The sequence below is a fragment of the Pseudomonas baetica genome, from assembly GCF_019733355.1.
GTDB classification, from domain to species: Bacteria; Pseudomonadota; Gammaproteobacteria; order Pseudomonadales; family Pseudomonadaceae; genus Aquipseudomonas; species Aquipseudomonas baetica_A.
In genome coordinates, this window is sequence record NZ_JAIHLQ010000023.1 from 20,448 (window position 1) to 43,096 (window position 22,649).

Annotated in this window: 22 protein-coding genes and 1 riboswitch; of the genes, 7 read left to right on the plus strand and 15 right to left on the minus strand. The window is 60.4% G+C overall.

Annotated elements, in window-relative coordinates; translation table 11 throughout:
• Nucleotides 1–6: 6 nt before the first annotated feature.
• On the minus strand, nucleotides 7–888 hold the full coding sequence (locus K5E40_RS20680; RefSeq protein WP_221732350.1) for a formate/nitrite transporter family protein: 882 nt from the start codon (nucleotides 886–888) through the stop codon (nucleotides 7–9).
• Between the two features lie 162 nt (nucleotides 889–1,050).
• Nucleotides 1,051–1,458 carry a hotdog domain-containing protein gene (locus K5E40_RS20685; protein ID WP_221732351.1) on the minus strand — a complete coding sequence of 136 codons (408 nt, stop codon included), beginning with the start codon at nucleotides 1,456–1,458 and terminating at the stop codon, nucleotides 1,051–1,053.
• A gap of 197 nt (nucleotides 1,459–1,655) precedes the next feature.
• Nucleotides 1,656–1,754, plus strand: a riboswitch (S-adenosyl-L-homocysteine riboswitch).
• 23 nt (nucleotides 1,755–1,777) lie between these two features.
• On the opposite strand from K5E40_RS20685, the gene ahcY reads away from it, so the two are divergent.
• From ahcY to K5E40_RS20705, 4 genes are all read left to right on the plus strand, one after another.
• Complete coding sequence (gene ahcY, locus K5E40_RS20690; protein WP_221732352.1) at nucleotides 1,778–3,187, plus strand: adenosylhomocysteinase; 1,410 nt, start codon at nucleotides 1,778–1,780, stop codon at nucleotides 3,185–3,187.
• Nucleotides 3,188–3,347: 160 nt separating this feature from the next.
• On the plus strand, nucleotides 3,348–4,193 hold the full coding sequence (gene metF, locus K5E40_RS20695; protein WP_221732353.1) for a methylenetetrahydrofolate reductase [NAD(P)H]: 846 nt from the start codon (nucleotides 3,348–3,350) through the stop codon (nucleotides 4,191–4,193).
• Nucleotides 4,194–4,363: 170 nt separating this feature from the next.
• Nucleotides 4,364–5,176 carry an ABC transporter substrate-binding protein gene (locus tag K5E40_RS20700; RefSeq protein WP_221732354.1) on the plus strand — a complete coding sequence of 271 codons (813 nt, stop codon included), beginning with the start codon at nucleotides 4,364–4,366 and terminating at the stop codon, nucleotides 5,174–5,176.
• A gap of 222 nt (nucleotides 5,177–5,398) precedes the next feature.
• Complete coding sequence (locus K5E40_RS20705) at nucleotides 5,399–7,282, plus strand: DEAD/DEAH box helicase (RefSeq protein ID WP_221732355.1); 1,884 nt, start codon at nucleotides 5,399–5,401, stop codon at nucleotides 7,280–7,282.
• Between the two features lie 251 nt (nucleotides 7,283–7,533).
• Here the strand turns inward: K5E40_RS20705 and K5E40_RS20710 are convergent, their stop codons facing one another.
• The 3 genes from K5E40_RS20710 to K5E40_RS20720 all read right to left on the minus strand — a co-directional run bounded on the left by K5E40_RS20710 (nucleotide 7,534) and on the right by K5E40_RS20720 (nucleotide 10,813).
• Nucleotides 7,534–8,127: a YceI family protein gene (locus K5E40_RS20710; RefSeq protein ID WP_221732356.1), complete on the minus strand. Its 594-nt coding sequence runs from the start codon at nucleotides 8,125–8,127 to the stop codon at nucleotides 7,534–7,536.
• A 31-nt stretch (nucleotides 8,128–8,158) separates the two neighbouring features.
• Nucleotides 8,159–8,710, minus strand: coding sequence for a cytochrome b (locus K5E40_RS20715; RefSeq protein WP_221732357.1), 552 nt, complete (start codon nucleotides 8,708–8,710; stop codon nucleotides 8,159–8,161).
• A 327-nt stretch (nucleotides 8,711–9,037) separates the two neighbouring features.
• On the minus strand, nucleotides 9,038–10,813 hold the full coding sequence (locus tag K5E40_RS20720; RefSeq protein WP_221732358.1) for a flavin monoamine oxidase family protein: 1,776 nt from the start codon (nucleotides 10,811–10,813) through the stop codon (nucleotides 9,038–9,040).
• Between the two features lie 223 nt (nucleotides 10,814–11,036).
• Between K5E40_RS20720 and K5E40_RS20725 the strand changes: the two genes are divergently transcribed.
• Nucleotides 11,037–12,443 carry an adenosylmethionine--8-amino-7-oxononanoate transaminase gene (locus tag K5E40_RS20725; protein WP_221732359.1) on the plus strand — a complete coding sequence of 469 codons (1,407 nt, stop codon included), beginning with the start codon at nucleotides 11,037–11,039 and terminating at the stop codon, nucleotides 12,441–12,443.
• Nucleotides 12,444–12,596: 153 nt separating this feature from the next.
• Nucleotides 12,597–13,316 carry a 16S rRNA (uracil(1498)-N(3))-methyltransferase gene (locus K5E40_RS20730; RefSeq protein ID WP_221732360.1) on the plus strand — a complete coding sequence of 240 codons (720 nt, stop codon included), beginning with the start codon at nucleotides 12,597–12,599 and terminating at the stop codon, nucleotides 13,314–13,316.
• A gap of 174 nt (nucleotides 13,317–13,490) precedes the next feature.
• Here K5E40_RS20730 and trhA read toward each other — a convergent pair whose 3' ends face one another.
• Entirely contained in the window at nucleotides 13,491–14,108 is a 618-nt protein-coding gene (trhA, locus tag K5E40_RS20735) for a PAQR family membrane homeostasis protein TrhA (protein ID WP_123469511.1), read from the minus strand.
• Nucleotides 14,109–14,249: 141 nt separating this feature from the next.
• Between trhA and K5E40_RS20740 the strand changes: the two genes are divergently transcribed.
• Nucleotides 14,250–15,164: a LysR substrate-binding domain-containing protein gene (locus K5E40_RS20740; RefSeq protein ID WP_221732361.1), complete on the plus strand. Its 915-nt coding sequence runs from the start codon at nucleotides 14,250–14,252 to the stop codon at nucleotides 15,162–15,164.
• Between the two features lie 105 nt (nucleotides 15,165–15,269).
• Here K5E40_RS20740 and madM read toward each other — a convergent pair whose 3' ends face one another.
• The 9 genes from madM to mdcA form a co-directional block, all read right to left on the minus strand.
• The gene (gene madM / locus K5E40_RS20745; RefSeq protein WP_221732362.1) at nucleotides 15,270–16,034 is read right to left on the minus strand and encodes a malonate transporter subunit MadM; all 765 of its coding nucleotides are present in this window, start codon (nucleotides 16,032–16,034) and stop codon (nucleotides 15,270–15,272) included.
• A gap of 5 nt (nucleotides 16,035–16,039) precedes the next feature.
• Nucleotides 16,040–16,432: a malonate transporter subunit MadL gene (gene madL / locus K5E40_RS20750; protein ID WP_221732363.1), complete on the minus strand. Its 393-nt coding sequence runs from the start codon at nucleotides 16,430–16,432 to the stop codon at nucleotides 16,040–16,042.
• Nucleotides 16,433–16,497: 65 nt separating this feature from the next.
• Nucleotides 16,498–17,418 carry a malonate decarboxylase subunit epsilon gene (mdcH, locus tag K5E40_RS20755; RefSeq protein ID WP_221732364.1) on the minus strand — a complete coding sequence of 307 codons (921 nt, stop codon included), beginning with the start codon at nucleotides 17,416–17,418 and terminating at the stop codon, nucleotides 16,498–16,500.
• Nucleotides 17,415–18,035, minus strand: a complete 621-nt coding sequence (locus K5E40_RS20760; protein WP_221732365.1) for a malonate decarboxylase holo-ACP synthase — start codon at nucleotides 18,033–18,035, stop codon at nucleotides 17,415–17,417. Before K5E40_RS20760 ends, mdcH begins: the two co-directional genes overlap by 4 nt.
• Complete coding sequence (gene mdcE, locus K5E40_RS20765) at nucleotides 18,029–18,814, minus strand: biotin-independent malonate decarboxylase subunit gamma (RefSeq protein ID WP_221732366.1); 786 nt, start codon at nucleotides 18,812–18,814, stop codon at nucleotides 18,029–18,031. The genes K5E40_RS20760 and mdcE overlap by 7 nt, the downstream gene beginning before the upstream one ends.
• Complete coding sequence (locus K5E40_RS20770; protein WP_221732367.1) at nucleotides 18,811–19,662, minus strand: biotin-independent malonate decarboxylase subunit beta; 852 nt, start codon at nucleotides 19,660–19,662, stop codon at nucleotides 18,811–18,813. The genes mdcE and K5E40_RS20770 overlap by 4 nt, the downstream gene beginning before the upstream one ends.
• On the minus strand, nucleotides 19,655–19,954 hold the full coding sequence (locus K5E40_RS20775; protein WP_007913697.1) for a malonate decarboxylase subunit delta: 300 nt from the start codon (nucleotides 19,952–19,954) through the stop codon (nucleotides 19,655–19,657). The genes K5E40_RS20770 and K5E40_RS20775 overlap by 8 nt, the downstream gene beginning before the upstream one ends.
• On the minus strand, nucleotides 19,954–20,826 hold the full coding sequence (locus K5E40_RS20780) for a triphosphoribosyl-dephospho-CoA synthase (protein ID WP_221732368.1): 873 nt from the start codon (nucleotides 20,824–20,826) through the stop codon (nucleotides 19,954–19,956). The genes K5E40_RS20775 and K5E40_RS20780 overlap by 1 nt, the downstream gene beginning before the upstream one ends.
• On the minus strand, nucleotides 20,826–22,496 hold the full coding sequence (gene mdcA / locus K5E40_RS20785) for a malonate decarboxylase subunit alpha (protein ID WP_221732369.1): 1,671 nt from the start codon (nucleotides 22,494–22,496) through the stop codon (nucleotides 20,826–20,828). Before mdcA ends, K5E40_RS20780 begins: the two co-directional genes overlap by 1 nt.
• Nucleotides 22,497–22,649 lie beyond the last annotated feature (153 nt).

Here is a 22,649-nt window from a genome sequence, read left to right on the forward strand (position 1 = left end):
CCGCGCTCAATCCTTCTTCGATTTGCCATAAGCGTCGTCAGGGCCGGCGGATTCCACTGGCCGGCTTTCGCTACGGATTTGCGCATGACTGATCAGCGCGAAGATGAAGCTACCGCCAATGATGTTCCCGGCCAGCGTCGGCCCTGCGAACACCTTCCAGAAATCACTCCACGGCAACTCGCCGGCAAACACCAGATACGACACTTCTGCCGAACCCACCACGATATGGGTGAAATCGCCGAGCGCCATGAGGTAAGTGATGAGGATGATGATCCAGATCTTCGCGCTCTCCATGGAAGGAATCATCCAGACCATGGTGGCGATCATCCAGCCTGAAACGATGCCTTTGGCAAACATCTGGCTCGGCTGGTTTTCCATGACCTTGCGACCGATTTCGAGAAAGGCCAAGTCCGTATTGTTATCGAAAATCGGCAGTTCCAGCATCCCGTAAGCCACCAGAATGGTGCCGCACAAGTTGCCGACCAACACCACTGTCCACAGGCGGAGCAGACGAGCAAAGTTGGCCAGGGTGGGTTTGCTCATCACCGGCAACACGGCAGTCAGGGTGTTTTCGGTGAACAGTTGCTGGCGGGCGAGAATGACCGCAAGGAAGCCGGCGCAGTAGCCGAAGCTGGCAATCACCTTGAACTCTTCACCTGCGGGCAAGCGAGAGTTGAGCAAGCCCATGGCCATGAGCGACAACCCCATGGTCAGCCCGGCGGCCAGCGCCGACCACCACAACGCAGCGATGCTGCGCTCCAGTTCATGATCACCTTGGGAGCGAATGATTTCGTGCAGCACCGCCGCACGGGGCGGTTGGCTTTCCTTGACATCGTCTTGCTCTTTGGCCGAGAGGTCAGGGGTCTTGCCGTCTGTAGGGGTTGTCATAGCGTCGGAACCGGTGGGGGCTTTTAGCTACGACCTCCGGCGTTCATGGCTGTTCAGTAGGCGGGAAAATCTTCGCCGCCTGCCACACCGCCCTCGCGGGCAAGCCCGCTCCCACAGGGGCTGCGCTGAAACTGTGGGAGAGTGACTTGCTCGCTGCCGATGTTACGGAGTGACCCGTTCATCGTCCTTGAACTGGTCTTTGACGTACTTGATCTCGGTCCGCCCATGCGGGGCCGGCAAGCCGTCTTCCCCCAGGTTCACAAAGACCATTTTCTCGACGGTGAGAATGCTCTTGCGGCTGATCTTGTTGCGCACTTCGCAGGTCAGTGTGATCGAGGTGCGGCCGAACTCGGTGGCAGTGATGCCCAACTCGATGATGTCGCCCTGACGCGAGGCGCTGACGAAGTTGATTTCGGAGATGTACTTGGTCACCACGCGCTGATTGCCCAACTGGACGATGGCGTAAATCGCTGCTTCTTCGTCGATCCAGCGCAACAGGCTGCCGCCGAACAGGGTGCCGTTGGGGTTGAGGTCTTCGGGTTTTACCCATTTGCGGGTGTGGAAATTCATGTTCACTCCTGAGCGTTTGCCGAAAGATGGGCGCCATCTTGGCAGACTGATCGGTCATGCTCCATGAGCCTTCGACTATGGTCGCCATTGGCGATCTTCATTTGGCCGACAGAAAGCCTTTGGAAGATCAGTCTAGACAGCTATAATCGCCCCCGTTTCAAAACGGTAACGTTCACTTGCTACCGTTTTCCCGCCACCTGTCCGAGGGGCGCTGCAGCAGGTTCAACCTGTCAGGCTCGGATGGGGCGTTGACTGGCCTGGGCCGGACACTAAACGCACAACGGCGCCCATTCGCATACATTACGAATGGAGGCTCTTCATGAGCGCTGTTATCACGCCTGCAGATTTTAACGATTACAAAGTGGCCGACATGTCCCTGGCTGCCTGGGGCCGTCGCGAAACCATCATCGCCGAATCGGAAATGCCAGCCCTGATGGGTCTGCGTCGCAAGTACTCCGGCGAACAGCCGTTGAAAGGTGCCAAGATCCTCGGCTGCATCCACATGACCATTCAGACTGCCGTGCTGATCGAAACCCTGGTTGCCCTGGGTGCCGAAGTACGCTGGTCGTCGTGCAACATTTTCTCGACTCAGGATCAGGCTGCTGCCGCTATCGCTGCTGCCGGCATCCCGGTTTTCGCCTGGAAAGGCGAAACTGAAGAAGAGTACGAGTGGTGCCTGGAACAGACCATCCTGAAGGATGGCCAGCCATGGGACGCCAACATGATCCTCGACGACGGCGGCGACCTGACTCAACTGCTGCACGACAAGTACCCACAGGTTCTGGATCGCGTTCACGGCGTGACCGAAGAAACCACCACCGGCGTACACCGTCTGCTGGACATGCTGGCCAAGGGCGAGCTGAAAATCCCGGCCATCAACGTCAACGACTCGGTGACCAAGTCCAAGAACGACAACAAGTACGGCTGCCGTCACAGCCTGAACGACGCGATCAAGCGCGGTACCGACCACCTGCTGTCCGGCAAGCAAGCGCTGGTCATCGGTTACGGTGACGTGGGCAAGGGCTCGGCCCAGTCCCTGCGTCAGGAAGGCATGATCGTCAAGGTCTCCGAAGTTGACCCGATCTGCGCCATGCAAGCCTGCATGGACGGTTTCGAGCTGGTTTCGCCGTTCATCGACGGCATCAACGACGGCACCGAAGCCAGCATCGACAAAGCGCTGCTGGGCAAGATCGACCTGATCGTGACCACCACCGGTAACGTCAACGTTTGCGACGCTAACATGCTCAAAGCTCTGAAAAAGCGCGCTGTTGTCTGCAACATCGGTCACTTCGACAACGAAATCGACACTGCTTTCATGCGCAAGAACTGGGCATGGGAAGAAGTGAAGCCACAGGTACACAAGATCCACCGTACCGGTTCGGGCGCTTTCGACGCACAGAACGACGACTACCTGATCCTGCTGGCCGAAGGCCGTCTGGTGAACCTGGGCAACGCCACCGGTCACCCAAGCCGTATCATGGACGGTTCGTTCGCCAACCAGGTTCTGGCACAGATCTTCCTGTTCGGCCAGAAGTACGCCGACCTGTCGCCAGCCCAGAAAGCCGAGCGCCTGACCGTTGAAGTCCTGCCGAAGAAACTCGACGAAGAAGTGGCCCTGGAAATGGTGCGCGGCTTCGGTGGTGTGGTCACTCAACTGACCAAGCAACAGGCTGACTACATCGGCGTGACCGTCGAAGGCCCGTTCAAGCCGCACGCTTACCGCTACTGATTGACGCGGCGGCCTGCTCTCCCTGTGGGAGCGGGCTTGCTCGCGAAAGCGGTACATCATTCAACATAGATGTTGCCTGACCCACTGTTTTCGCGAGCAAGACCGCTCCCACATGGGCGGCGCAAGCCTCACAGGCTTCGTGTTTCCAAGGGTATTTCCCATGTCCCAAGACCGTCGCTACAGCTTCGAGTTCTTCCCGACCAAGACCGATGCTGGGCATGAAAAGCTGCTCAACGTTGCCCGTCAGTTGGCAACGTACAATCCCGATTTCTTCTCCTGCACCTATGGCGCTGGTGGTTCGACCCGTGATCGCACCCTCAACACCGTTCTGCAACTGGAAAGCGAAGTCAAAGTACCGGCCGCACCGCACCTGTCGTGCGTCGGCGACAGCAAGGACGACCTGCGCGGCCTGCTGAACGAGTACAAGGCTGCCGGCATCAAGCGCATCGTTGCCCTGCGTGGTGACCTGCCGTCCGGCATGGGCATGACCAGCGGTGAGCTGCGTCACGCCAATGAGCTGGTTGAATTCATTCGTGAAGAAACCGGTGATCATTTCCACATCGAAGTGGCTGCTTACCCGGAGATGCATCCGCAAGCGCGCAACTACGAAGACGATCTCGCCAATTTCGTGCGCAAGGCCCGCGCCGGTGCCGACAGCGCGATCACCCAGTACTTCTTCAACGCCGACAGCTACTTCTACTTCGTCGACCGTTTGCAGGCGCTGGGCGTGGATATTCCGGTGGTTCCAGGGATCATGCCGATCACCAACTACAGCAAACTGGCGCGCTTCTCCGATGCCTGCGGTGCGGAAATTCCGCGCTGGATCCGCAAGCAACTGGAAGCCTACGGCGATGACAGCCAGAGCATTCAGCGCTTCGGCGAACACGTCGTCAGCGAGATGTGCGAACGCCTGTTACAGGGCGGCGCACCGGGGCTGCACTTCTATTCCATGAACCAGGCCGAACCTAGCCTGGCGATCTGGAATAACCTGAAGTTGCCGCGTTGAAGCAGTTGCAAGCTTCACGCTAAAAGCAGCAAAGCAAGATCAAAAGATCGCAGCCTTCGACAGCTCTCAAGAGCTGTCGAAGGCTGCGATCTTTTGCTTTTAAAGGCCCGAAACAGAGCTTGTGCAGGCACTTTCTGGCTCTTTCGTGTTTCTCGTCGTAATCTCAGGCCATGCCTTTGATCACGCAGTTATTCGCAGTGCTGGTTTTTGCTTGCCTGAGCTTCGCCGCTCGAGGCGAGAAGTTGCGTATTGTCACCGAGCCATGGGCGCCGTACGTGTACGAGGAGAACGGCAAGAAACTCGGGCTGGACTTCGAAACCACGGCCATCGTGTTCAAGCGCCTGGGCATTGAAGTCGAATGGCAATTCCTGCCCTGGAAGCGTTGCCTGTCGATGCTGGAAACCGGCCAGGCCGACGGCGCACTGGACATCTTTCACAGCGACGAGCGCGACGCCACCCTGCTCTATCCCAGCGAACCGCTGTCGGACGTCGAGTTCGTGATGTTCTATGCCAACGACCGGCCGCACCCTTTCAGCCAACTCGAACAACTCAAGGGCCTGACCATCGGCACCTCGCCGGGTTATCTCTACAGTCCCGACTTCAGCGAATCAACATTGTTTACCCGTGAACCGGCCCCCACCCACGAAGCGAACTTCGGCAAGCTGTTACGCGGTCGTATCGACTTGTTGATCACTGATCGCCGCGTCGGCCAGCATTTGCTCGATGAGCTGAATCTGCGCGATCAGATCAGCGAAAACCCTACCGTTATTAGCCGCCAGAGCCAATTTCTCGCGGTTCGGCGCAATGCCGGGATGGATTTGCTGGTGCAACGCTTCGGCGCAGAACTCAAACGTTTCAAGCGAGAACCGGCCTATGCCGTACTCAGCGCACGCTATGGCGCGGCGCCTGTCGAGGACCCGCCGTTGGGCTCTGCCTCGGCCAGCCGCAAAACCGTTGAGCAGCAGGAAAGCAGCGCGCAGTGATTGCTCTGTTATACTCCGGCGTTCCCGCCAGGCTCACGCCCGGACGCCCGGAACCGTAACAGGCCTCTCGACCCGCTACAGCGCAGCTTTCCAGCCCGCGCGAGCGCTCCAGACGTGCCTTCGGAACCGCAGCAGGACCGGACGGGATTGCGTCCTCTTAAACGTGATTCGCGCCAGGCAAGACTCCCATTGGGCCAAGCCCTAACTAAAACAGGATTACTCATGTCCTTTGCTTCCCTCGGTCTCTCCGAGGCTTTAGTCCGCGCCATCAACGATGCGGGCTATACCGAGCCTACTCCGGTGCAACAGCGGGCCATTCCCGCCGTGTTGCAAGGTCGCGACCTGATGGTTGCGGCACAGACAGGTACTGGTAAAACCGGCGGCTTCGCCCTGCCGATCCTGGAGCGCCTGTTCCCCAACGGTCACCCGGACAAATCCCAGCGTCACGGCCCGCGCCAACCGCGTGTATTGGTTCTGACCCCGACCCGCGAACTCGCGGCCCAGGTTCACGAGAGCTTCAAGATCTACGCCCGTGACCTGAAATTCGTCAGCGCCTGCATCTTTGGTGGCGTCGGCATGAACCCGCAGGTTCAGGCCATGTCCCGTGGCGTTGACGTGCTCGTCGCTTGCCCGGGTCGCTTGCTCGACCTCGCCGGCCAAGGCAGCGTCGATCTGTCCCACGTTGAAATCCTCGTCCTCGACGAAGCCGACCGCATGCTCGACATGGGCTTTGTCCACGACGTGAAGAAAGTGCTCGCGCGTCTGCCGGCCAAGCGTCAGAACCTGCTGTTCTCGGCGACGTTCTCCAAAGACATCACCGACCTTGCCGGCAAACTGCTGCACAACCCGGAACGCATCGAAGTGACACCGCCGAACACCACGGTCGAGCGCATCGAACAACGCGTGTTCCGCCTGCCGGCCAGTCACAAGCGTGCGTTGTTGGCGCACCTGATCACCGCAGGCGCCTGGGAACAGGTGCTGGTGTTCACCCGCACCAAGCACGGCGCCAACCGTTTGGCCGAATACCTGGACAAGCATGGCCTGCCGGCCGTGGCAATCCACGGTAACAAGAGCCAGAACGCCCGCACCAAAGCCCTGGCCGACTTCAAGGCTGGCGAAGTGCGCATCCTGGTGGCCACCGACATCGCCGCTCGCGGTCTGGACATCGACCAGTTGCCACACGTCGTCAACTTCGAACTGCCGAACGTTGATGAAGATTATGTTCACCGTATTGGCCGTACTGGCCGTGCCGGCCGTTCGGGCGAGGCGATCTCGCTGGTTGCTCCGGACGAAGAAAAGCTGCTGAAAAGCATCGAACGCATGACCAAGCAGAAAATCGCCGATGGCAACTTGATGGGCTTCGATTCGAGCACCATTGAAGCCGAGAAGCCTGAAGTCCGTGAACGTCCGGACGTGCGCAATCCGCGCAACCCTCGCGGCCCACGCGGTGACGGCCCGAATGGCGGCGGCGGTGGCGGCGGTCGTAAAGACAAAGGCAAAGACAAGGGCAAAGACAAGCCCGCCGGCGAACGTGGCGAGCGTCCTGCCCGTCAACAGAAACCACGCGAAGGCACTCCGTCCCGCGAACAACGTCCGAGCCAACCGGCACGTGCGGCCGCTGACCGTGCACCGGACGAGTTTCTTGACGACGATGTCGATAACTTCGGTAACCGCGTTGATTACGTACCCAAGCCAGCCCCTGCCGGCGGCCGTGGTCGCCGTCCAGGCGCACCGGCTCAGGGCGCAGGCGCAGGTTCAGGCGCTCCACGCGGCGGTCAGCCACAAGGTCGTCAGAACGGTCCGCGCAACAACAATGGTTCGAGCACCGGCACTCCGCCGGGCAAACGCAGCGGCCCTCGCAACGGTGCTCCGCGTGATGGTCAGGGTCGTCGTGACGAATCCTCGTCGTCCTCGTCGCGCAACCGCCGTCCGGCCCGTGACGATCAGCCACGCACCGAACCGGCTGTGCAGAACCCGCGCAGCAATGGCCCGAAGATCATGCACAAGGAATCGAAAGCCGACCGCTTCCCGACGCCTGAGCAACTCGATCAACTGCCAAGCCGCCCGCGTGGCGAAAAACCAGCGTTGCTGACACGCAATCGCTGAGTTGACGCTGCCATGAAAAATGCCCCGGTTCGAAAGAGCCGGGGCATTTTTTATGAGCCTGCAGATATCACTAAATCACTGCACATTCACTGTGGGAGCGAGCCTGCTCGCGAAAGCGGTCATTCAGCCAACATCAATACTGACTGACCTGACGCCTTCGCGAGCAGGCTCGCTCCCACAAGGAAGGGGGCGGGCAATCAAAAACGCCCCCGGTCTTACGACCGGGGGCGTTTTTGTGTGGCGGGCGAAAGTTACTTCGCTTTCACACCTTCAAACGAGATGTACAGGTCGACGTTGTCGGACTGTGGGCCCAGATCCATCATCTTGCCGAAATCAGAACGCTTGATGCTGGTGGTGCCTTCGAAGCCGGCACGGTAGCCGCCCCACGGATCCTTGCCTTCACCCAGGAACACAGCCTTGACCACGATTGGCTTGGTCACGCCGTGCAGAGTCAGGTCGCCGGTCACGTCAGCCGTGTCTTTGCCCGCAGCGTTTTTGCCGGTGGACTTGACGCTGGTGGAGACGAACTTGGCGTCAGCGAATTTGCCCACGTCCAGAAAGTCTTTGCTGGAGATGTGCTTGTCGCGTTCGGCATGGTTGGTGAACACGCTGGCGGTGCGCACGTTGAATACGATTTTGCTGTCTTCAGGCTTGGCAGCATCAAAGCTGAACTTGCCGTCGATGTCCTTGAACGTACCGGTGATGTAGCTGTAACCCAGGTGGCTGATCTTGAAGTCAACGAAGGCGTGTTGGCCTTCCTTGTCGACGGTGTAGTCAGCGGCCATTACGTTGGCGGACAGCACGGCAGAACCGATTGCCAGAGCGGCCAGAGTCTTTTTCAACATGCTTTCTTTTCCTTTGAGTCAAGGTTGAGCTTCAGGCTTTGCGACCGAGCATTCGAGCGAGGGTCGCATCACGATCGATAAAGTGGTGCTTCAGTGCTGCCAACGCATGGAGGCCGGAAAAAATTACCACCACCCACGCCAGCCAGAGATGAATCACCCCAGCGGTATCTGCCTGATCCGGTAGCCCGGAGAGCAGTGCAGGAACTTCAAACAGGCCAAACACCGGGATCCCGACACCGTCTGCGGTGGAAATCAGGTAACCGGCAATCATCACAGCGAACAGACCGAGGTACAGAAACCCGTGGCCGAACCTGGCGCCGATACGGGTCATGCGGCTGTAGCTTTGCAGCGTCGGCGGCGGTGGGCTGATAAAGCGCCACAACACCCGCAACACCATCACACCCAGCAGCACCAGACCGATGCTTTTATGCAGGTCCGGCGCGTCTTTGCGCCAAGTGCTGTAGTAATCCAGCCCCACCATCCACAAGCCCAGCGCGAACAGTCCAAAGACCACCAGCGCCACGCCCCAGTGCATGAAGATGCTGACCCAACCATAGCGCGAAGAAGAGTTACGTAGCTGCATTGCCCAAATCCTGTGAGAACTGCGAACCAAGACTAGCGAGTTATCTATCGAATTAAAGCGGAAAATTTCGCTTTGAAATATCGAGAAATACGATCAAGAGTCTGAAAGTAGCGTGTTAAGAAAAGATTAAAGGCGAAAGTGTTGTCGATTGTTGGCCATCGATCTCGAACGTGTACGGCCTGAACAGGCCCGTTCCCACAGTTTTTGCAGTGACCGCAATATTTGTGAACAGCACCGCCCCATGTGGGAGCCGGCTTGCCCGCGATGAGGCCCTTACAGGCAAAAAAAAACGCGGCATCAGAGCCGCGCTTTTTTTACCGAAAGGCCTTACTGCGCCTTGGTTTCGCTCGTTGCAGCAGGCTTGGCGGCAGGTTTTGCCGCTGGCTTCTTCGCCGGCTCAGTCTTTTTCGCTGCTGGCTTGGCCGCAGGTTTTTTGGCTTGGGTTTTGGCCGCAGGCTTCTTCGCAGCCGGCTTGGTCGCCGCTTTCTTCGCTGGCTCAGCTTTTACCGCAGCAGCAGGCTTCGGCGCTTCCACCGGAGCTGGCGCAGGTGCTGGGGTTGGCGCTGGAGCCACGGGGGCTGGAGCCGGTTCCGGGGCCTTGGCTGGCGCTGGCTTCTTCTCGTCATCGGAGCCGCCAAACAGGTTGCTGAAGAAGTTGCCCTTCTTCGCCGCCACAGCACCCGCTGCGCCTGCCGCTGCTGCAGCCGGAACCACTTTGGCTGGTTCAAACGACTTGCCTGCCGCCAGATCTTCAACCTGGCTGGCCGCTCGCTGACCGGTGCGCAGTGCGCCTTCCAACGTGCCCGGGTACAAGGTGTCGGTGTGTTCGCCAGCAAACGCTACGCGTTGCAGCGGGCGTTCCCACAGGCGCCAGAACTTGCTGATCTGGCCTGGACCGAAGGCCAGGTAGGCGCCGCCCATCGACGGGTCGATGCTGTAGCGGCGGATCTCATAACCGGTGAACGAGCCGCGGGCCTGTGGATAAAACGCGTGCAGACGAATCAGCACCTGATCGACCACCTGCTTGTCGCCGAACGCTTGCATCACACGAGCATTGTCGCCGGACAGGTTGATCACCACGTTGGCACCGCCCTTCAACGCTGGCTCGATCCACAACATGCCCAGACCTGTGTTGCTATAGATCTCGCCGGACATGCGCGCCTTGCTTTCCCACACGGGCGTCTTGAACTTGAGCATGATCTGGTCGCGCCAGCCGTAGTTGGTGCCCTTGATCGCCGCCAGATGCTGAGCGTCGAGTGCCGGCGTCATCTGAATCTTGTTCAAGGCGCGCAGCGGCACGGCCAGCACCACGTAATCAGCCTGATAACCCACAGCGCCGACTTTGACGGTCACACCGTCCTTGTCCTGGCTGATGGCCGACACCGGCGAGTTGGTCTTGATGACCTTGATCTGTTTGACGAAGGCCTGGGCCAGCACCTGGCTGCCGCCGACCAGACGCGCAGCGCGCAAGTCACGGTCGGAGACACCGCGATACACGCGGTTCTGCTGGGCGAAGTACAGCAGCGACAGACGCGAGGGTTCGTCGTAGTGGGTGCGGATGTCCTGATTGATCAACTGGCGCGCGGTGGCTGGCAGGTTCTGCTTGTCGAGCCAGCTCGACACGTTGATTTGATCCAGTGCGTGCAGCGTGTTGGTCGCCGCCGGGTTCTGCGGATCGTCGATCGAGCGCGCCAGATCGTCGAGGGTTTTCTGATAGCGTTTCATCGCATCGGCAGTGGCCGGTTGCTTGGTCGCCAGATCAGCGGCGGAGAAATACTCACCGTCGATCAGATAACCCGGCGTGCGCACGAATTCCGGCGCCGGCGTGGTGCTCAACTTGAACGTCGAGACGTACTTGTTCAGCACCGGCTGAGTCTTGTCGTTGCCGATCCACTCGCTGGTGGCCATGCCCGAACGACCGCCCAGGCTTGGCTTGGCTTCCAGCAACGTCACCTGCCAGCCCTTGTTTTGCAGCTCGTAGGCGGCCGTCAGACCCGACAGGCCGCCGCCGATCACGATTGCAGTTTTATCCTTGGCCAGCGCTGTAACGCTGAACAGCCCCAACATCACCAGCGCACAGGCGCGCAGCCAACCGACAGACATTCAGCGAACTCCGGAAATACACGTAGGAAAAAGCAGTTTTGCGGGTCAGACGACCCAAAGAACCGCGAAGAATACGTTAGCCATCAAAGCGCCGCCAGCGACGTCTATCGGCTCATACAAAGTAGCTCAATCGACACAATGGGTTGTTCCCGCGCGATGCATTGCATAGGCTTGCGCGATTGTTTGCCCGCGCCTGACGCGAGCCGCCTCGAGGAGACTGTAAATGGGCCTGAATAACCAGTGGATGCAACGCGATCTCGCGGTGTTGTGGCATCCCTGCACCCAGATGAAAGACCACGAACAGCTGCCGCTGATCCCGATCAAACGCGGTGAAGGCGTCTGGCTCGAAGACTTCGAAGGCAAGCGCTACCTCGATGCCGTCAGCTCCTGGTGGGTCAACGTGTTCGGCCACGCCAACCCGCGCATCAACCAACGCATCAAGGATCAGGTCGATCAGCTTGAACATGTGATTCTGGCCGGTTTCAGCCATCAACCGGTGATCGAGTTGTCCGAGCGTCTGGTGAAGATGACGCCCGAAGGCCTGAGCCGGGTGTTCTACGCCGATAACGGTTCGTCCTGCATCGAAGTCGCGTTGAAAATGAGCTTTCATTACTGGCTCAATCGCGGCACGCCTGCCAAGAAGCGCTTCGTCACCCTGACCAACAGCTACCACGGCGAAACCATGGCCGCGATGTCGGTCGGCGACGTGCCGCTGTTCACTGAAACCTACAAAGCCCTGTTGTTGGACACCATCAAGGTGCCAAGCCCGGACTGCTACCTGCGCCCGCAAGGCATGAGCTGGGAAGAACACTCGCGCAACATGTTCGCGGCGATGGAACAGACGCTGGCCGAGAACCATGACAGTGTCGCGGCAGTGATCGTTGAACCGTTGATTCAGGGCGCTGGCGGCATGCGCATGTATCACCCGATATACCTCAAGCTGCTGCGCGAAGCCTGCGACCGCTACGGCGTACACCTGATCCTTGACGAAATCGCCGTCGGCTTCGGCCGCACCGGGACGATGTTCGCCTGTGAGCAGGCCGGCATCCGTCCGGATTTCCTCTGCCTGTCCAAAGCCCTGACCGGCGGCTACCTGCCGCTGGCGGCGTGCGTGACCACCGACGACGTCTACAGCGCCTTCTACGACGACTATCCAACCCTGCGCGCCTTCCTGCATTCGCACAGCTACACCGGCAACCCGCTGGCCTGTGCGGCGGCGCTGGCGACGCTGGATATCTTCGAGCAGGACAACGTGATCGAGAACAACAAGGCCCTCGCTCAGCGCATGGCTTCGGCCACAGCGCATCTGGTCGATCACCCGAACGTGTCCGAAGTGCGCCAGACCGGCATGGTGCTGGCCATCGAGATGGTCAAGGATAGAGCCACCAAAGAGGCCTACCCTTGGCAGGAACGGCGCGGCTTGAAGGTGTTCCAGCATGCGCTGGAGCGTGGCGCATTGCTGCGTCCGCTGGGCAGCGTGGTGTATTTCCTGCCGCCGTATGTGATTACTCCGGAGCAGATCGACTTCCTCGCCGAGGTCGCCAGCGAAGGCATCGACATCGCGACGCGTGACAGCGTCAGCGTGGCGGTGCCGAAGGATTTCCATCCGGGCTTCCGTGATCCGGGCTGATTCGGTTTACTTTAGATTTGCGGTGTTTGGACTGCCGCTTTCGCGAGCAAGCCAGCTCCCACATTTTGGAATGCATTTCCCTGTGGGAGCGGGCTTGCTCGCGAATGAAGTCGACACCGATCCACCTGATTCACATTTTTCCAGAGATCCAACATGAGACTGTCCCGCTTCTTTATCGACGCCCCGCTGAGCACTGGCGAACACGAACTGCCGGAAGCCCAGGCGCATTACATCAGCCGCGTGCTGCGCATGGCCGAGGGCGATGCGGTGCAGATGTTCGACGGCTCCGGCCATGAGTTTCGCGGATCGCTGCTGGAAGTCGGCAAGAAACGCGTCGTCGTGCAGATAGACGAGCAGTTGCCCGGCCAGATTGAATCGCCGTTACAGATTCACCTCGGCCAGGGCCTGTCCCGGGGCGAGCGGATGGACTGGGCGATTCAGAAGGCCACCGAACTGGGTGTCAGTGAAATCACCCCGATCTTCAGCGAGCGCTGTGAAGTGCGGCTCAAGGACGAACGCGCTGACAAACGCCTGCTGCACTGGCGTCAGGTCGCAATCAGTGCGTGTGAACAGTGTGGTCGTTCGCGGGTGCCGGTGATTCATCCGCCAGTGTTGCTGGCCGATTGGCTGAAGCAGACGCAGGCAGACCTGAAACTGGTTTTGCATCCGGTGGCCGAGCCGCTGGTGAGCCATGCAAAACCTTCGACGCTGGCGTTCCTGATTGGCCCTGAGGGTGGCTTGTCCGATGCCGAGGTCGAGTTGGCCAAGGGCAATGGTTTTCACGCTGCACGCCTCGGCCCGCGAGTGCTGCGCACCGAGACGGCACCGGTTGTGGCGTTGGCGGTGGCCCAACAGTTGTGGGGTGATTTCTAGGGCCTCTTCGCGAGCAAGCCCGCTCCCACAGTAGATCTTGGGTGTACAAAGAATTTGTGTTCACTGGAAATCCACTGTGGGAGGGGGCTTGCTCCCGAATGCGGTACGTCATTTAACAATGATGTTGGCTGACCTGGCGCCTTCGGGAGCAAGCCCCTCCCACAGGAACCGCCTTCACAGGACGTAAAACAGAATCGCCACGAAGTGCAGCAAACTCCCGGCGATCACGAACAGATGCCAGATCCCGTGGGCATGCCGTAACCGGTGATCCAGGGCAAAGAAGATAATCCCCACGGTGTACAAAACCCCACCGGTTGCCAGCCAGGCGAAGCCGGTAGTACCCAGCGCCGCCAGCAACGGCTTGACCGCCACCAGCACAATCCAGCCCATGACCGCGTAAATCACGATCGACAGAATCCGCGCTTCGGAGCGCGGCTTGATCTCCTGCAGAATGCCGATCAGGGCCAGCCCCCAGACAATCCCGAACAGCGTCCAGCCCCACGGCCCACGCAGCGTCACCAGACAGAACGGCGTGTAGCTGCCCGCGATCAGCAGGTAGATCGAAAAGTGATCGACCTTCTTCATGATCGCTTTCTTGCGCCCGCGCACGCTGTGGTACACGGTCGAAGCGCTGTAAAGCACCAGCAAGGTAAAGGCGTAAATCGCCACACTGACAATCTTCCAAGGACTGCCGTCGAGGCTGGCGATCACCAGCATCCAGACCCCGCCGATAAAAGCCGCCACCGCCCCGACCAGATGGGTCCAGGCGTTCAATCGTTCCCCGTGATACATGTATCGCTCACCTCAAATTCATTGCCGCAGCGCGCAAGGCTCGGGCCTTGAGCGTAAAAGCGCAATGTTTCTGTTAAACACGAGCCTGCGCAGGTCGTGGTAATTGGGCACAATCGGCCGATACCAAAAAGAGTCCGCGCCATGCTGATCGACGAAGAGTTGACCCTGAAAAAACTCGAGGTGTTCCTCGCTTTCATGCGCACCGGCAATCTGGCCCGCGCCGCTGCCGAGTTGCAGACCAGTAACGTCAGCGTGCATCGCGCCATTCATTCACTGGAAAGCGCCCTGCGCTGCCCGCTGTTCAAACACGAAGGACGCAACCTGACGCCGCTGGAAAGCGCCTATGTGCTGGAAGAGCGCGCGCAGAAGCTGATCCAGGACGTGGTCGAAAGCGTGCGCCTGACCCGCGAGGCGGCCGGGTTCTCCGCTGAACGCTTCAAGCTCGGCTCGCTGTATTCGCTGACGGTCAAGACCGTGCCGCAACTGATCATGGGCCTGAAGATCCGCCGCAGCGAACTCAACATCGATTTGATTCTGGGTTCGAACATTGACCTGCTCTACAAGCTGAAAAACATGGAAGTCGACGCGATTCTGGTGTCACTGGACGACAGCATCAACGACCCGGACTGCGAGCAGATTGCGCTGTTCTGCGATGACATTTTCCTCGCCACGCCAGCCGATTCAAGGTTCGCCCAGCGCAGCGAAGTGGATCTGGCCGAGGTGCGTGATGAAACCTTCATCACCTTGACCCAGGGTTTTGCCACGCATCAGGACGGCAATCGGGTGTTCAAACAGGCAGGCTTCGAGCCGAAGGTGGCGATGCAGGTGAACGACATCTTCACCCTGCTAAGCATGGTCAGTTCCGGGGTGGGTTATGCGTTGCTGCCAGGAAGGATTGCGGCGGTGTATGAGAACCGGGTGAAGCTGATTCCGTTGCAGGAGAAGTACCGGTTGCAGCAGCACATTGGCGTGGTGTTTTTGAAGGCCAAGGAGCGCGATCCGAATCTGCTGGCGTTGTTGGCGGAGTGTCGAATGTATGCCAATCGGCAGGTCTGAAACCGAGTCGCGTCCTTCGCGAGCAAGCCCGCTCCCACAGGAAAACGCATTCCACATGTGGGAGCGGGCTTGCTCGCGAAGGCGTCAGGCCCGACAGCAGGTGACTTAACCCATCAACCCACGCATCGCCAGGAACAACACCGAAGGCCCAAGCAAACACCCCAGCGCGGTATAGAACGCGGCGGTGAGGCAGCCATAAGGCACCAGCTTCGGATCCGTCGCCGCCAAGCCGCCGGCCACACCGCTGGACGTGCCCATCAACCCGCCGAAGATCACCGCACTGCGCGGATTGTTCAGGCCGATCATCGGCGCCACGAACGGCGTCATCACCATCACCAGAATCGCCTTGATCAGCCCCGCCGCAATCGACAGCGCCATGACTTCGGAAGTAGCGCCAATGGCGGCACCAGTCACCGGACCGACGATGTAAGTCACCGCCCCTGCGCCAATGGTGGTCAGGCTCACGGCATCGGTGTAACCGAACGCCATCGCCACACCGACGCCTGCGATGAAGGACGTGCCAACGCCGACAAACAGCGCCAGCACCCCAACAAATCCGGCACGTTTGAGTTCATCGACACTCACGCCGAACGCTGTGGCGACGATTGCGAAATCACGCAGCATCGCCCCGCCGAGCAAGCCGATGCCCGAGAGCATCGGAATATCCACCACGCCTTTCTGGCCCCCGGTCACCGCACCGCCGATATACGACAGCAAGAGCCCGAGCAAAATGGCGATGGCCGAACCGTGCAAGCGGCCCTTGGTGAAGGTGTTGGACATCCAGTAGGACACCCACATGGTCAGGCCAACAATCAAGAACCCGCTGATCAGACCGTAACCGGTGATGACTTTCATCAATGATTCGTACATGGCGCTTACCCCACAGTCTTAGGTGGAATGACGGCGGCCGGTTCCTTGTTACCAAGGCGTACCAGCACGGGCACCATCGCAAAGGCAATCACCACGGCCAGCGTCCCCGCCAGAATCGCCATCGGCCCGCCCTTCAGCGCGCCATAAACATTTTGCTGCGCCGCCATCGCAACCACGATCGGAATGTAGATCGCGCTCCAGAACTCCACGCCCTGCTCGGTCTTGCCCTTGAACCAACCGGATTTGTTGAGATAACTGCCCAGACCGATCAACAGCAGCATCGCAATACCGACGCCGCCGACGTTGGCCGGCACGCCGATCAACTTGCCAAGCATTTCACCGATCCAGATACCCGCCAGGGTACAAAAGGCCAGAAACGCCACACCGTAAATAATCATTGTTGTAGTCCTCAAATTGCATCGTCGAATGTTGTTTTTGTTGTTCGAAGCTTGAGTCGGCGGTCTTAGAGTTGGCGGCTTCCCTCCTCACGCAACAGCGCCTGCAAGGTGTCCAGGCGAGCACTGTCAAACGCCGTGACGGTGCCCTGCTCAAACACCCGGCGCGCCAGCCCGGTCAACACCGCAGCGGGCGGCAGTTCGATCTGTAAACGCACGCCGCGCTCATAAGCGCTTTGCACGGTGCCACGCCAATCCACCACGCGGCACATGTTGAACGCGAGGTCGTCACGCAAGGCTTGGATCTTGATCACCGGCCGAGCACGACTGCCGCTCAGGTAGGCGATCTTCGGGGTGTGCATCTCTACCTTGGCGAAAGCTTCGGCGAGGGTTTGCGCAGGCGTATCCAGCAACGGACAGTGCGACGGCACGCTCACCGCCAACCGTTTCGCCAGTCCTGCGCCACGGCTGCGCGCCAATTCAGCGACCGCGTGCATCGCCTCATCACTGCCGGCAATGACCACCTGGTTATCGGCATTGATGTTGGCCAGATAAACCGGCGACTCCTCGCCGTGAACCTGCGCCAGCAACGTTTCGACTGTGGATAATTGCAGACCGATGATCGCGGTCATGCCAAAGCCCTGTGGATAAGCTTGCTGCATCAACTCACCGCGCAGGCTGACCAGATGCAGGGCATCGCTGAAGCTCAAAGCCCCGGCCACCACGGCTGCCGGGTAAGCACCGATGGACAGACCGGCGACGTAATCGGCCGTGAGGCCTTCGCGCAACAACTGCCGCGACGCCGCGACCCCGGCGACCAGCAGGCACAGTTGAACCGCCCTTGTGCTGCGCAACGCGTCGGCAGAATCGAGCAACAACACATCCTCACCGAGTACATCGCTGGCCTCGGCCAGCGTCTCCCCAGGCAAACGCTGGAGCATGCCCGGTTGTTGCGCGCCCTGGCCGGGGAACACCAGCAGACTGCTCACGCTGCCTGCTCCTGCAGATTCCATGGATCAGAAACCAGGCAGGCCTGATGCGCGTTTTTCAGCAGCACATGAGCCGAAGCGCCCGCCCACTCACGCAGGGCCACAGCGCCGAACGGCGTCTGCAATTGCATATCGACCCGGCATGAGGATTGATCGAAAAGCGCCACCAGTTTGCGTGCCTGATTACGGGTAATCAGTTGCGGCGTACGCAGGATCAAATCGAGATCGCTGCCCTCGTGCATCGCGGCAAAGCCGCTGGCCAGTTCAAACCCGGCACTGCCGCTGACACCCCAGACCCAACCGCAATCGTCGAGCATCGGGCGCAATTGCTTGAGGGCGCGCATGACGGGCAGATCACGCTCACTGTCGACATGACTCAGCGCCTCGGGGCTGACCCGACAGGCCATTGAATCGACCGCCATGAACGCCGCCAAGCGCTGTTCACGCGATACACCGCGCACACCCACGGCGACAAAACCCTCTACGCTCAAGGCCCGGCGCACCACCACCGGTTGCCCGGCGCTGAGCGACTCGATAGCCCAATCCGGCGCATCCGCCGGCAATTGCGCCGGGGTCATGCCCCAGAGCAGATCGTGGGCCAGAGGCGTGTTCACCACTGCGCCCTCAACAGTTCCCGCACGCGGCTGGACGCTGCGCGGTTCTTCGCGCCGAGGCGAGAGCTCAGACCCGTGTTGGAGATATCGCTGATGGCTTGGGTCAGGCACTCAGTGACCCGCGCCAGATCCTGCGCTGTCGGCTGTTCGATCTGTTGCACCGACAGGGTTTCCCAGAGCAATCCGAGGCTGGCGTAGCTGTCGATGTCATAGGCCATCGGCGGCACACTGGCGGCCAATGCTTCGAGTTCTTCGACGCTGCGCAAGGTCACTCGCGCCGCCGAGGCTTTGCCCATTGCATGCACCATCACCCCGGGATCACGCAGGGCGATCAAACGGTTGGCCTGATAACCATGGGCGAGAAACGCACCGGACATGGCTTTGCCCACCAGCAGTGCAATCACCGGGTGCCCGGCCAAACGTGCGCGGGCATAGCTGTCTGCTGCACCGGCCAACGCTTGATGAATGCCGAGGGCTTCCTCGCGACGGCCATAGGCCTGGCTTGGTACATCGACGATGGCGATCAACGCACGCTTGTGCGTTTGCTCACGGTCGGCGGTGATCGCGTCATCGACAGCCTTGGCCAGACCCCAGCCTTCCAGCAAGCCGACTTCGCCATCGCGAGCGCGAGGGAAGCGGTTGTCCGGGTCAGCGACCACGGCCAGCAAGCGACCGAGCGCCGTGTCCGCCACCCGCAGTGACGCCGGCAAACCTTCAACGGTTTTCGCCCCGGCGCACAAGGCGTTGAACCAGTTCAAACCGCGCAATGAATAACCACTCATGAGCGCTCTCCTTGATACAGATCGCGAACCACCGAAGGCTCGATTTGCGTGTCAGTGTCCAGGCTGGCCAGACGTTGCAGGAACCACTCGGCCCTTTGGCTGCGCGGTTGCGTCGGCAAGCCTTGCTGCAACAACTCGCCGACCTGCTGACGAATCTGCGCCACATCATCGCCGACGTAGCGATCCACCAGACCACTGGCAAAGCGTTGCTCGCCCCCGGTCAGGCTCCAGATAAACGGCCGGTCGCGGGAATCGTATTCTTCGATCCCGGCTTCCTGTTCGATCACTTGCGGGCCGTTCAAACCAAGGCGCGCTTCCTGAGTCACCAGCAAATAGCTGCACAACGCAGCGGCAATCGACATGCCGCCAAAGCAACCAACGCTGCCCGCCACCACACCCACCACCGGTTGGTATTGCTGCAAATCGACAATCGCCGCATGGATGTCGGCAATCGCCGCCAAGCCGAGATTGGCTTCCTGCAAGCGCACGCCGCCGGTTTCCAGCAGCAGGATGGCGCGAGTCGGGAGGCCTTTGCGGTTGTCTTCGGCGGCCATTTCCAGCGCGCCAGCGATCTTTGCCCCGCCGACTTCGCCAAGGCTGCCGCCCTGGAAAGCGCCTTCGATGGCGGCAATCACCACCGGCAAACCGTCGAGGTTGCCCTTGGCGATCACCACGCCGTCGTCGGCCTGCGGCACGACACCTTGGCGTTCGAGCCACGGCGACATGACGCGTTGAAACGGGTCGAGCAATTCGCGAAAGGTGCCGGCGTCGAGCAAGGCTTTCGCCCGTTGCCGCGCGCCGAGTTCGACGAAGCTGTGTTTGTTGAGAAGCGCTGCGCTGTCAGTCATGGCCGATCTCCTCGAAACCTTGTTCCAGACGCAAGCGCACCACACCCGGTGTTGCGCCGAAATCGTGGATATCGATGGCCATGGCTGGCGGCGTGGTGCCGTCGAACATGCGCGCAAACAGGTGCTGCCAGCGCAGCTGTGCGCCGTTGACCGACGTCTGCACATTGATCGTCAGCTTGCCGGCCAACCCCGGTTCGATCAGCACTTCCAGATCACCCGAGCCGACACAACCGACCAGCGCACGCCCGCGTGGCGGCTGCCCGGCGGGGAATTCAAACGATAGGGTTTCCATCAAAACGCTCCCTGAAAGATGCCGTCGTGCTCGATACGGTCGAGCAACAGCGTGGCGGCGAGCAAGTCGGCGGCGCCACCGGGCGAGGCATTCAATGCGATGAGTTGTTGATCCAGTTCGTGCAGGCAACGGCGACCGTTGAGGCTAGCGCTGCCTCCGGCGTCGAGCACCGCTTGCGCACCCTGTTGCATGGTTTGCAGGCCTTGTTCTCCGGCGCGATAGAGCACGCAGGTGTCGGCCAGGTCCGTCATGATCGCGAGCAAGGCGTCGAGTCGGGCGTTCTGTTCGCCGTGGCCATTGGCGCGGCTTTTTTTCAGTTGCGGCAGGCCACGTTGCAGCACGGACGGGAAGCCGAGTTGCGCTTCCTCGCGGGCACCGCGGGCGCCATAGCGCAGGGCGACTTGGGCACCGTGGCTCAGAGGGCGCGGTGCGTAACGATCTTCGAGCAATGCCAGGCGCGCCGCACGCAAAGTAACGGCGCCGGCGCCCGTGGATTTCGCTTCCAGCGCGGCGGCCGTGACCAACAGGCCCAAGGCCCAGATCGCGCCGCGATGGGTGTTCACGCCGTCGGTGGTGGCGAGCATGGCTTGCTCGCCTTCACGGCCGATGCGGCCAATGCTTTCACGCAACGTCGGATTGATCTCGCCGATTTCAATGGCGACCTCAGCCATCTCCTTGAACGCCGGCCACAACGACAGTGCCGACGCGTGCATCAGGCCCAAGTGAAGATCGGTGTGTGCGCCATTGCCACGACGATCGACCAGCGCCGGTTTCGGCGACAGATCGGCTTCGTCGATCAGCGCATCCACCGCCAGATCCGCCAGGTGCTCGGCCAGAGAAAGCGGTTTCGCTTGCAGGTTGAGTGCGTGCATTACCAGCTCCTGAACTTGGCGGGCGGGTTGTAGAGGCCGCCGGACCACTCGACCAGATCGGCCACACTTTTCGCCGCGAGCAATTCGCGGGTGGCGTCAGTGCGGCGGATGCCGAGGTCTTCGGGCAAGGCGATCAGGCCTTCGCGGCGCATGCGTTCGGTGTCTTTCGGGTTGTGGCGCAGACCGATGGCGGTGACGCCGGCGACGGCGGCGATCATTGCTTGGCGTTCTTCCAGCGAACGCGCCTTGTACAGGTAGGCGATGCCTTCCTCCGTCAGCAAGTGGGTGACGTCGTCGCCGTAGATCATGATCGGCGCCAGCGGCATGCCGCTTTTCTTCGCCACTTCCACCGCGTCGAGGGTTTCGACGAAGGTCGGTTTGCCGCCCTCCTGGAAGGTCTCGACCATTTGCACCACAAGTTTTTTGCCGCGTTCGAGCATCGGTTGCTGCGAATCGTCGTGACGCATGTCCAGCCACGCTGGGGTGCCGTGACGGCGACCACGCGGGTCGTGGCCCATGTTCGGCGCACCGCCGAAACCGGCGAGGCGACCACGGGTCACTGTCGAAGAATGACCATCGCCATCGACCTGCAATGTCGCGCCGATAAACAGATCCACCGCGTACTGCCCGGCCAGTTGGCAGAACATCCGGTTGGAACGCAGCGAGCCGTCGCGGCCGGTGAAAAACACGTCTGGTCGCGCGGCGATGTAGTTTTCCATGCCCAGTTCGGTGCCGAAGCAATGCACGCTTTCGACCCAGCCGCTTTCGATCGCCGGGATCAGCGTCGGGTGCGGGTTAAGCGTCCAGTTACGGCAGATCTTGCCTTTGAGGCCGAGGGATTCGCCGTAGGTCGGCAGGATCAATTCGATGGCGGCGGTGTTGAAACCGATGCCGTGGTTGAGCGACTGCACGTTGTGTTTTTCGTAGATCCCACGGATAGCCATCATCGCCATCAACACATGCACAGGCTTGATGTGCCGTGGGTCGCGGGTGAACAGTGGTTCGATGTAGAACGGCTTGTCGGCCACCACGACGAAATCGACCCATGAGGCGGGGATGTCCACACGCGGGAGTTCGCTGACGTCGTCGACCAATTGGTTGACCTGGACGATGACGATGCCGTCGCTGAACGCGGCGGGTTCGATCAACGCTGGAGTGTCTTCGGTGCTGGGGCCGGTGTAGATGTTGCCGGCGCGGTCGGCCATGAACCCGGCCGAGAGCACGACATTGGGGATCAGGTCCACCACCAGCCGTGCATAGAGTTCGATGTAGGTGTGAATGGCGCCGATTTCCAGCAGGCCGTCTTCAAGTAGCTGGCTGATGCGCAGGCTCTGGGTGCCGGCGAAGGAGAAATCGAGCTTGCGGGCGATGCCGCGTTCGAACAGGTCGAGGTGCTCGGAGCGGCCGACGCTGGGCATGATCATGTGCAGGTCGTGGAGCTTTTGCGGATCAGCCTTGGCCAAGGATCGAGAGAGGAAATCCGCCTGCTTCTGGTTATTGCCCTCCAGCACCACGCGGTCGCCGGGATGAATCAGCGCTTGGAGCGCGGCGACGATTTTGTCGGTGGGCAACACCGCACCATCGGCCATCCCGCGCACCTTGTCGAGACGACGCCGCTTTTCATCGCGCCGCCGCGTCCAGCGCGAGTCGGGGTTTATTGTTGTTGTCATGCTCACTCCACGGGTTCGCTGTCGTGGAGCTAAGTTAGGCGTGTGGGATGGGGAGCATCAATCAAGCGCAGCGGTGAATCATTACGGTTAGCGTAACGTTCACCGACGCCTTCGCGAGCAAGCCCGCTCCCACAGCTGAGCGCGTTTCTTCAG

Bases quoted from the DNA above. Each gene is read 5' to 3' on its own strand.
- K5E40_RS20680 (WP_221732350.1), bottom strand. From the start codon at position 888: ATGACAACCCCTACAGACGGCAAGACCCCTGACCTCTCGGCCAAAGAG.
- K5E40_RS20685 (WP_221732351.1), bottom strand. From the start codon at position 1,458: ATGAATTTCCACACCCGCAAATGGGTAAAACCCGAAGACCTCAACCCC.
- ahcY (WP_221732352.1), top strand. From the start codon at position 1,778: ATGAGCGCTGTTATCACGCCTGCAGATTTTAACGATTACAAAGTGGCC.
- metF (WP_221732353.1), top strand. From the start codon at position 3,348: ATGTCCCAAGACCGTCGCTACAGCTTCGAGTTCTTCCCGACCAAGACC.
- K5E40_RS20700 (WP_221732354.1), top strand. From the start codon at position 4,364: ATGCCTTTGATCACGCAGTTATTCGCAGTGCTGGTTTTTGCTTGCCTG.
- K5E40_RS20705 (WP_221732355.1), top strand. From the start codon at position 5,399: ATGTCCTTTGCTTCCCTCGGTCTCTCCGAGGCTTTAGTCCGCGCCATC.
- K5E40_RS20710 (WP_221732356.1), bottom strand. From the start codon at position 8,127: ATGTTGAAAAAGACTCTGGCCGCTCTGGCAATCGGTTCTGCCGTGCTG.
- K5E40_RS20715 (WP_221732357.1), bottom strand. From the start codon at position 8,710: ATGCAGCTACGTAACTCTTCTTCGCGCTATGGTTGGGTCAGCATCTTC.
- K5E40_RS20720 (WP_221732358.1), bottom strand. From the start codon at position 10,813: ATGTCTGTCGGTTGGCTGCGCGCCTGTGCGCTGGTGATGTTGGGGCTG.
- K5E40_RS20725 (WP_221732359.1), top strand. From the start codon at position 11,037: ATGGGCCTGAATAACCAGTGGATGCAACGCGATCTCGCGGTGTTGTGG.
- K5E40_RS20730 (WP_221732360.1), top strand. From the start codon at position 12,597: ATGAGACTGTCCCGCTTCTTTATCGACGCCCCGCTGAGCACTGGCGAA.
- trhA (WP_123469511.1), bottom strand. From the start codon at position 14,108: ATGTATCACGGGGAACGATTGAACGCCTGGACCCATCTGGTCGGGGCG.
- K5E40_RS20740 (WP_221732361.1), top strand. From the start codon at position 14,250: ATGCTGATCGACGAAGAGTTGACCCTGAAAAAACTCGAGGTGTTCCTC.
- madM (WP_221732362.1), bottom strand. From the start codon at position 16,034: ATGTACGAATCATTGATGAAAGTCATCACCGGTTACGGTCTGATCAGC.
- madL (WP_221732363.1), bottom strand. From the start codon at position 16,432: ATGATTATTTACGGTGTGGCGTTTCTGGCCTTTTGTACCCTGGCGGGT.
- mdcE (WP_221732366.1), bottom strand. From the start codon at position 18,814: ATGAGTGGTTATTCATTGCGCGGTTTGAACTGGTTCAACGCCTTGTGC.
- K5E40_RS20770 (WP_221732367.1), bottom strand. From the start codon at position 19,662: ATGACTGACAGCGCAGCGCTTCTCAACAAACACAGCTTCGTCGAACTC.
- K5E40_RS20775 (WP_007913697.1), bottom strand. From the start codon at position 19,954: ATGGAAACCCTATCGTTTGAATTCCCCGCCGGGCAGCCGCCACGCGGG.
- K5E40_RS20780 (WP_221732368.1), bottom strand. From the start codon at position 20,826: ATGCACGCACTCAACCTGCAAGCGAAACCGCTTTCTCTGGCCGAGCAC.
- mdcA (WP_221732369.1), bottom strand. From the start codon at position 22,496: ATGACAACAACAATAAACCCCGACTCGCGCTGGACGCGGCGGCGCGAT.